This window comes from Sphingobacteriales bacterium (genome assembly GCA_012517435.1).
Classification (GTDB): domain Bacteria; phylum Bacteroidota; class Bacteroidia; order CAILMK01; family JAAYUY01; genus JAAYUY01.
This window is the reverse complement of the sequence record JAAYUY010000025.1, coordinates 1-9,086: the sequence shown is the minus strand read 5'-3', so window position 1 is coordinate 9,086 and position 9,086 is coordinate 1. Positions and strand designations below refer to the sequence as shown.

General features: G+C 36.9%; 11 protein-coding genes. 9 read left to right on the top strand and 2 right to left on the bottom strand.

The genetic code is table 11. The annotated features are described in order from the left end of the window. Positions 1 to 48 precede the first annotated feature (48 nt). The gene (locus tag GX437_01520) at positions 49 to 744 is read right to left on the bottom strand and encodes a Crp/Fnr family transcriptional regulator (GenBank protein NLJ06327.1); all 696 of its coding nucleotides are present in this window, start codon (positions 742 to 744) and stop codon (positions 49 to 51) included. 225 nt (positions 745 to 969) lie between these two features. Between GX437_01520 and GX437_01515 the strand changes: the two genes are divergently transcribed. Continuing rightward, positions 970 to 2,097, top strand: a complete 1,128-nt coding sequence (locus GX437_01515) for a T9SS type A sorting domain-containing protein (GenBank protein NLJ06326.1) — start codon at positions 970 to 972, stop codon at positions 2,095 to 2,097. Between the two features lie 132 nt (positions 2,098 to 2,229). Here the strand turns inward: GX437_01515 and GX437_01510 are convergent, their stop codons facing one another. Further along, a complete protein-coding gene (locus GX437_01510; GenBank protein NLJ06325.1) occupies positions 2,230 to 2,925 on the bottom strand; it encodes a Crp/Fnr family transcriptional regulator in 696 nt (231 codons plus the stop codon). Positions 2,926 to 3,115: 190 nt separating this feature from the next. Between GX437_01510 and GX437_01505 the strand changes: the two genes are divergently transcribed. From GX437_01505 to GX437_01470, 8 genes are all read left to right on the top strand, one after another. Continuing rightward, positions 3,116 to 3,523, top strand: coding sequence for a hypothetical protein (locus GX437_01505; protein ID NLJ06324.1), 408 nt, complete (start codon positions 3,116 to 3,118; stop codon positions 3,521 to 3,523). Between the two features lie 26 nt (positions 3,524 to 3,549). Continuing rightward, positions 3,550 to 4,461 (top strand): hypothetical protein, encoded by a 912-nt coding sequence (locus GX437_01500; protein ID NLJ06323.1) that lies wholly within the window; start codon positions 3,550 to 3,552, stop codon positions 4,459 to 4,461. A 10-nt stretch (positions 4,462 to 4,471) separates the two neighbouring features. Next, on the top strand, positions 4,472 to 5,416 hold the full coding sequence (locus tag GX437_01495) for a hypothetical protein (GenBank protein NLJ06322.1): 945 nt from the start codon (positions 4,472 to 4,474) through the stop codon (positions 5,414 to 5,416). A gap of 6 nt (positions 5,417 to 5,422) precedes the next feature. Further along, positions 5,423 to 6,043 (top strand): hypothetical protein, encoded by a 621-nt coding sequence (locus tag GX437_01490; GenBank protein NLJ06321.1) that lies wholly within the window; start codon positions 5,423 to 5,425, stop codon positions 6,041 to 6,043. 42 nt (positions 6,044 to 6,085) lie between these two features. Beyond that, positions 6,086 to 6,484 (top strand): cytochrome c, encoded by a 399-nt coding sequence (locus tag GX437_01485; GenBank protein ID NLJ06320.1) that lies wholly within the window; start codon positions 6,086 to 6,088, stop codon positions 6,482 to 6,484. A gap of 49 nt (positions 6,485 to 6,533) precedes the next feature. Then, positions 6,534 to 8,048: a cytochrome C gene (locus GX437_01480; protein ID NLJ06319.1), complete on the top strand. Its 1,515-nt coding sequence runs from the start codon at positions 6,534 to 6,536 to the stop codon at positions 8,046 to 8,048. A 190-nt stretch (positions 8,049 to 8,238) separates the two neighbouring features. After that, positions 8,239 to 8,571 (top strand): cytochrome c, encoded by a 333-nt coding sequence (locus GX437_01475; protein ID NLJ06318.1) that lies wholly within the window; start codon positions 8,239 to 8,241, stop codon positions 8,569 to 8,571. A gap of 209 nt (positions 8,572 to 8,780) precedes the next feature. Continuing rightward, positions 8,781 to 9,086 (top strand): hypothetical protein (locus tag GX437_01470; protein ID NLJ06317.1); only part of this gene is annotated, 306 nt, incomplete at its 3' end.

The following is a 9,086-nucleotide window of genomic DNA, read 5'->3' as shown; positions in this document are numbered from 1 at the left end:
GATTTTCTGAGGAGGCTAAGGTAAATCAATCGTTATGAAGAAACAACATCAGCCTGTCTGACTGATGAGTTGAAGTTTATCGTAATCAAGAATTTTAAAAAACTTGTTTTTTGTTTCAATAAGTCTTTCGTTTTCAAAATTTTTTATCATTCTGACCACTGTTTCTGTTGACATGCCTGTAAGTTCAGCCATCTCTTTTCGGTTAAGCGGAAGACTAAATTCAGTAGTTTTAAACACTCTGTCGGCAAGACATAGTAAAATATCGGCCAGCCGTCCATAAGACTGCTTAAAGGTTAGGCAGAAAAAACGGTTGTTGATCTGAATACTGTTCATATTCAGAATATTGATAATTTCCTTTGCAAATCGTGCATTTTCACTCACTATTTTTCTAAATGACTGAATTTCAATTTGTTTTATTTTTGAGTCAATATATGCCATTGCAGAATACTGAAATGTGCTGTTTTCTTCGTTCAGGGAAGTTAAACCTATTAAATTACCGCTTGGTGCAATTTTTAACACCAGCACATTTTCCTGACATTCCAGAAAAACTTTCACAAGGCCTGATTCAACAAAACTGATATGAGAAGCAAAACTACCCTTTTTACAAATGGTTTCTCCCTTTTTAAAAAGAACGTTAACTGATTTTTCATCCAGCAACTGATTTTGTTCCTCTGTCAGAAATTCAAAAATATTTCCCTGATAGGAATTGATAGTACAACTTGTGTATAATTGATTTTCAGCCATTCAAAAGATAAATTTTAAGAAGCAAATATATTGAAAGTTTGATAAATTATTGACCTGTGTCATTAATTATTTTGTGCTGAATCATCTTAAAACAGGAGTAGTTTATGTCGGGTAAATGGACATTGTAATAACTCACCCGGATAAATTTGCTGATGTAACTTCTGCAACAAATGATTAAATAGCAAAATTAAACTTTCAGTTAACAAAATATAAAATTTTAGGAATATGAAAAAAGCAATATCAAGAAAAGATTTCTTAACCAGATCAGCATTAGTAGCAGGAGGATTATCACTCGCTGCTTTTGGATCAGGAATTTTAACATCAACCAAAGTCAAAGCGAGCGGAATGGCTACTGCCTGGCCCTGGCCGTATCCAAGTGGAGGGCTTGATAAGGAAACAGCAAGAATTAAGGCACATGATGCTTTTTGGAGTGGTAAAGGATGTAGTTATGCCTGTTTTGAAGCAATGATTGCCTGTCTTAGGGAAACAGTAGGTTCACCTTATACAGATCTACCCACAGAGTTGATGATATACGGACATGGCGGAGGTGTAGGCTGGGGTGCAACCTGCGGTACTATTAATGGCTGTGCAGCAGCAATATCTCTTGTTTGTGCCAAAGCTGATTCTGATATACTTATTAATGAGCTGTACGGATGGTACACTCTTACTGAGTTTCCATCTGATGAAAGCAATACCATTGCTAAAAACCATGGCTATACAGTAAATACCTATGACATGGATTTAGGGAAAAGTGTAAGTCACTCACCTTTATGCCATGCTTCTGTTACTAATTGGTGCAACACAAATAACATATTGGTAAGTGCCAATGAAAGAAAAGAAAGATGTGCGAGGTTATGCGGAGATACTGCTGCAAAAACAGTTGAAATTTTAAATGCTCACTTTGCCGGTACTTTTACTCCCGCTTATGTACCTCCTTCCATTATTGCTACCTGTAATGCCTGTCATGGTAAAGGAAGTACAAAATACTATACTGAAGCAAAAATGGATTGTGCATCTTGCCATGGGGACGATACATTTCCTCATACCAATCAAATAATTGAAGATCATGGTCAAGATGATTTTAAAGTAGAACAAAATTCCCCTAATCCGTTTAATCATACAACAAAAGTGGAATTTTCAATTTCAAAGGCTGAAAATGTTACAATTGAGATATACAATTTAAACGGGAAACATATAAAAACCCTTACGAATAATACATCTTATGGCCCTGGAACTTACTCGGTAGAATGGGATGGTAAAAACGAAATGGGACAGGATGCAAGTTCCGGAATGTATTTCTTCAATCTGAAAACTTCGAATGGAATAAAAACACTTAGCATGATAAAACAATAGTTTAAAAAATGCAGTATTCTGGCTGTCGGGCTCAAAATAAATATTATATCAATATTTTGAGTAATAACCAGTAAAAAGTAAGTTTTTTATATTTGTATCAATGGCTGTCTGCGAAAGCAGACAGCTTTTTTTTTATCCGGTCATGCTGATCATGTTCAGCTTGTCGGGTTTCAGAATTTCAATATCATTTCCATGAAGGCTGATAATCTGACCATCTTTAAACTCTTTCAAAATCCGGATGGCACTTTCTTTCGACATGGCAGTAAGGTCGGCAAGATCCTGGCGCGAAATGTCCATTGTGAATTTTGTGGACTGATATATTTCTTTTGAAAGATAAATTAATGCATCTGCAATTCTCCCTTGCATTTGTTTTTGTGTCAGTGCAATAAAGCGGTTGAAATTATAAATCGCACTCCTATTGACATGCGAAAACAATGAAATGGTAAAATCTTTATTTTCTCCTATTAAATCATAAATTGTCTGAACATCAATAAAACAACCGTAGCACTCTGTCAGAGCGGTTACCGTATAGTGCATTTTTTTATCGGTAAACAGGCCTGGCCCTCCGATAAACTCTCCGGCTTTTGCAATTTTAAGCAATAAATTTCTGTCGTTGTAGCCTTCAATGGATATTTTGGCCAAACCTCCGGTAAGCGAAAGGATGTGCGTCAGAATAGTGCCTTGCTTGAAAATAGTTTGCCCCGGTTTATATTTTGTCGTAAATTTTGTCAGGCTCACTTGCTCAATCTGTGAAAAATTAAGTGTGTTAAAGATTGGATTCCTTTTCAGGCAATCCTGACATGAACATTCAGCTTCATTTTCAAACATACTGGAGATTTATTTTTGCTGTGCGAAAATATGGCATTAAATTGATATGTCAAAGTTTTTATTGATTTATCTCAATCAATTTTTGACTTTTAATGATTTAAAACCGGTTTTAAAACAATGATTGGCCTGCCTTAGTCATATTAACAAAACATAATTTTGGCATTCGTTAAAAACTTAAATTTTAAACACTATGAGGCAAACCATTTATAAATTCAGGCTAAGAAAATTATCGCTGTTTCTGATTGCCACCTTCACAGGTATATTTATTTTTACGGGATGTGAATACGAATTCATCGTTCCTAAAAAGGTGGTTATTACTGATACAGTAATTAGTTTTACAAACAAAATCATTCCAATTTTTAATCAAAAATGCAACATGACAGGTTGCCATGTGGCCGGTCATTTCAAGGTTGACCTGACCCCTGCCAATGCTTATAATGACTTGTTTGCCAAAGGGTTAATTGATACACTTCAACCGGACCAAAGCAAACTTTATGTAAAACTCACCACACCCGGTGGTTCTCATGATGGCAGAAGTACGGCTACCGAACAGGCACTGATATTAAAATGGATTGAGCAAGGTGCTAAAAATAACTGATTATTAACCATTTAAAGAAAATGACTATGAAAAAGAAAATTTTATCCATACTGACAGCAACTTTATTTTTAACCACTTTTTTATTGCTGGCTCCACTCACAAAATTATATGCACAGGAAGAAGTAACTGAGGAACAGGCACCCCCTGATGACGACAGTAAAAAACCTGTGAGAAATGCCATGGAGGGAACTTTATTGGTTGAAAATCAAACATTCAAGGTTTTACCTAAGGGAGGAAGAGAATTGTACATTCATCACCGGTTCGGGAGATTTGACAATGGTATCAGCGATTTGTACGGCATTTATGCTCCGTCAAACATCCGCTTAGGCTTTAATTATGGCATTACTTCCAAACTTACCGTTGGTTTTGGAACAGAGAAAAATAATAAAATGCAGGAGTTTCTGCTTAAATATGCCATTTTAAGTCAGAACCGCGGAGGGACTATCCCTGTTTTTGTTACTTATTTCGGTAATATGGTTATTGATGGTGCCAACAAAGAAAAATTTGGTGAAAATTATAAATTTGCCAATCGTTTGTCTTATTTCAATGAGCTGATAGTCGGAAGGAAATTTACCGATAGGCTGAGTGCTCAACTTGGCTTAAGTTTCATGCATTTCAATGCTGTTGATTCACTCAATGATCATGATAAAATTGGCTTGAATGTGGGTGGAAGATTTACGCTGTGGGGAAGCAATTCATTTATCTTTGAATATAACCAGCCGCTGAAAATCAAATCAATTCAGGAATTTATAAATCCGTTAAATACCGGAACACCTGGTTTTGGTTTCGGAATTGAATTCGGCACCAGTACTCATTGTTTTCAGGTTTTTGCTTCGAACTGGGAGCATATCATTGCCCAGAAAAATTTCATGTTTACCAAATATGGCTTTTTTAACAAAGGAATTTTGTTAGGCTTCAATATTACTGTCAGAATGTAAAAAAACAACCATGCACAAATTATTATCAGTTTTATTCCTGAGTATTTTGGTCATCAGGGCCTTCGGGCAGGAAAAAAAAGTCGTACTTCATAAAGAGGAAAATGAGAAATGTTTTAAATGTCACGGTCAGTCAAAGTATGTCTTTTTTAATCCTGATGCAGGCAGGGAAATAAAGGAGCACATGAATCCTTACAGGTTGATTCACAGGGAGGATTTTTACCGGTCGAATCATAAAACTTTCCGCTGCACCGATTGTCATTCAGAAGATTATGACTCTTTTCCACATCCGGTTACTCTGAGATTTGAGATGCAATATGTTTGTATGGATTGCCACGGAGGAGATGAAACATATGCCAGATACAATTTTGAGAAAATTGAAGAAGAATTTTTGGCAAGTGTTCATTCCAGCCGTCACGAAGAAGACTTCAGCTGCTGGATGTGCCATAATCCTCACACCTATCAATCTCACGTCAGAAATGAAAAAAACATCAAAGAAATTGTTGCTTACGATAATTCAATTTGTCTGAACTGCCATTCAAATCTTGATAATTTTCAGCTACTTACCTCAAAAAAGAATCCCAATATCATGAAAACCCATGAATGGCTACCCAATCAGCAGCTTCACTTCGGAAGTGTGAGATGTATTGAGTGTCATGCAGTTATTCAAAAAGATATTTTAGTGGCGCATCAGATAAAACCAAAAGAAAAGGCAGTTAAAAACTGTGTGGAATGCCATTCTCAAAATTCACTCCTGCTTGAATCTCTTTACCGTTACGAAATGAAGGAAAAAGTAAGCAAATACGGATTTTTCAATGCAAGAATGCTTACAGAGTCTTATTTAATTGGTGCCAACCGAAACTATTTTCTAAATATATTAAGTGTTGTCATTTTTGGGTTAGTATTAGTGTTTATCGTCCTTCACACCTCTTTCAGAGTCATTAAAAAAACAAAGTAAACCATTATGAAAGAAAAATATTATCTGTTCCCGATTTTTATACGTATCTGGCATGGACTCAATGGAATCGGCATTTTGTTGTTAATCATTACAGGCCTAAGTATGCAATATTCCGATCCCTCAAGAGGTTTTATTCATTTTTCTACCGCTGTCAGAATACATAATATCTGCGGGCTTGTCATCACCTTTAATTATCTGATATTTTTGATCGGAAATATCATCACACCAAACGGGAAACACTACCGGCTGGTGTGGAAAGGAATTTCCAAAGAAATTATGGCTCAGTTCAGGTATTATATGTTTGGAATGTTCAGGCACGAGCAGCCTCCTTTTCCAATCAGTGAAGAAAGGAAATTCAATCCGCTTCAGAAATTATCCTATTCATGGGTCATGTATTTATTCGTTCCTCTAATCATACTTACCGGCCTCGCACTTATGTTTCCCGAACTGATTGTAATCAATAAAATATTTGGCTCATCCAGTATTTTATTCACCGATATCATCCATATTATTGTCGGATTTATCATTTCCATTTTCCTGATCGTTCATCTTTATCTCTGCACCTTTGGCATCAGGAAACACAACAATTTTAAAAGTATCATCAACGGGTGGCACTATGCTGAATAATCTGATAATGAATATTTTGTATAACTTTTAAACTTCATATCTATGAGAAAGCTTTTTAATGTACTTATTGCCGGCACACTGGTCAGTTTCTTTTTATTGGGATTTATAGGTGTTCAGAAGCCATGGGACGTACCCGACAAGTACAAAAACATGAAAAACCCAACCAAAGCAGATCAAAGTTCAATCACACTTGGAAAAGAGCTTTATACCAAGCATTGCAAATCGTGCCATGGCCCGAAAGGACTTGGAGATGGCCCTAAGGCTGCTAATCTTAAAACCAAGATGAGGTCATTTACCAGTGCTGAGTTTAAAGCCCAGAAACCCGGTGTTATTTATTATCAATCTTTTGTCGGACGTGATGAGATGCCAAATTTTGAGAAAAAAATTCTGGCTGAAGAAGAACGCTGGGCAATTATTAATTATTTAATGACACTTAAATAAACCTGAATCAGGGGGAGAAATCCCCCTTTTTCTTTTAAATGATACAAATATGAAAAACAAAAAGTTTACATTACCTTATTCCTACTACAATACAATTTCGTATTTGGGTACCTTTATAGCGGGTATCAGTTTCATTGTCATCATTTTTCTGGTCCTTTTTTCTGAAATATTCGGATTGGGAAGTTCCTATTCCGGTATTATCACCTATATTGTGATGCCAGTTTTTCTGATTGTCGGTTTAATAATGATTCCTCTCGGAATGATTATCAACAGCAAAAAGTCAAAAGATCCCAATTTTGACCCTGCCCGCAAATGGCCGAAATTTGACCTGAACGACAAGGCAACATGGAATGCTTTCATGATTTTCACTCCGGTAACGATAGTTCTGCTCATTTTTACGGGTATTGGCAGTTACAAAGCTTTTCATATTACCGAGTCGGTTGAATTTTGCGGGAAGCTGTGCCATAAGGTGATGGAACCCGAATATACAGCATTTCAGCATTCTTCCCATGCCCGCATTGCCTGTGTAAAATGCCATGTAGGCTCAGGAGCCAACTGGTATGTCAGGTCAAAAATTTCCGGGCTTTATCAGGTATATGCCGTTCTCACCGGTGTTTATCCCCAGCCCATCAAAACACCCATCAAAAATCTGCGTCCTGCCCGTGAAACCTGTGAAGAATGTCACTGGCCGCAGAAATTTTATCCGCAATCGCTCGTGGTTGAGAAGCATTTTCTTGCTGATGAAACCAATACAGAATGGGATATTTACCTCCAGATGAAAACAGGTTCACTTCACAAAGGTCAGGGATTGAATGAGGGTATTCACTGGCATATCAATCCAAATGTGGAGATTCAATATAAGAGTTCTGAAGACAGGGAACACATTTTCTGGGTAAAATATACCGATAAAAAGACCGGAAAAAGTTATGGTTATACGGATAATCGGGAGCAAAAAACAAAGAACAAAAGCAGTCAGACCCGTGTCATGGATTGCATGGATTGTCATAACCGCCCGTCACATGATTACAAATCGCCCATGAAGTTTATCAATGAACTGATGGCTGCAGGTAAGATTTCGACAGAGTTGCCAGATATAAAAATTGTGGCTATGGAAATTTTAAATACTGAATTTCCCACCAAAGACAGCGCCATGAGCTACATTAAAAATCATGTCATTGAATATTACAGCCTGATGTATGAGGATATTTTTAAAGAAAAGAAAAAACTGATTGATCAGGCCATTGCAGGCATTCAGGAGGGGTATAGCCACAACATTTTTCCCTTTATGAAAGTGAAGTGGGAAGCATATCCCAATCATATCGGGCATCTCGAATTCAATGGTTGTTTCAGGTGCCACGACAACAGGCATAAATCGCCAGAAGGAAGGACCATTTCGATGGACTGTAATCTGTGTCATAAAATTGTGGCTCAGGGAACACCCGATCAGATTCAGACGTCCGACATCATGCAGGAGCTTGAGTTTATCCATCCCAATGATGAAAAACAGGGCTGGAAGAAAAAGCTTTGCTACGATTGTCATAAAAAACTCTATAAAAATGAGTAGGAATAAGTTGGTCTGTATAATGATATAAATCAATAACATCCTGAGTTACTTCAGCAACAGGAAAAAGATGAGGAATAATTTTTGAATTTAATAGAACAAATTAAAAATTTACGATATGAAAAACTTAAAAAACGTTTTAGCTGCGATCGTCATTATGATTTCAGCAGCTTTGGTTTTAGTGTCATTCACGGTGATACAGCAAAAGCCGTGGGAAGTGCCTGCCAAATACAAGACACTTAAAAATCCAACAAAGGCAGATCAGGCAAGTATCAACACCGGTAAAATGCTTTATGCCAAGCATTGTAAAAGCTGTCATGGTGCAACCGGAAAAGGTGATGGCCCGAAAGCAGCAACGCTTGATACCAAAATCAGGTCATTTTCAAGCCCGGAATTTAAAAAACAAGCCCCAGGTGAAATTTACTACAAATCAATTATAGGAAGAGGCGATATGCCGAATTTCGAACAAAAAATTACAGACGAAAACGACAGATGGGCTATCATTAATTATATAAGTACATTATAACCCTTATTTGATACATTTTAAAGAGCCTCGGTCATCTGACCGGGGCTCTTTTGTTATACAACAATTTTTTCTCTGTAAAAAATCAATTTCAACCTGACATTTGTCTTATTCAGAAAGTTAAATATCATCATTGTTAATTGCCTGAATCATAAGATGGATAATACTTTTGAACCATTAAACAATTGGTTAAAACAATAAAATTTAAAATTATGAAGAAATACCGAATGACCTGGTCAATTTTCAGCCTGATGCTTATCGCATTGGTGAGCTTTATGATCAGCTGTACCAAAGAAGGTCCTATGGGTCCACAAGGTCCTGCGGGCAAAGATGGTAAAGATGGTGTTGATGGAAAGGACGGAAAAGATGCTATTATTACCTGTGGCGAATGCCATAATCCCGCTACCGTTACAGAAAAAGCCACTCAGTTTGAGCTTTCAAAGCATTATTATGGTGAAGCCGCATTCGAAGAAGCAGGAAATGCAACCTGTGCACCATGCCATGAATCTGAAGGATTC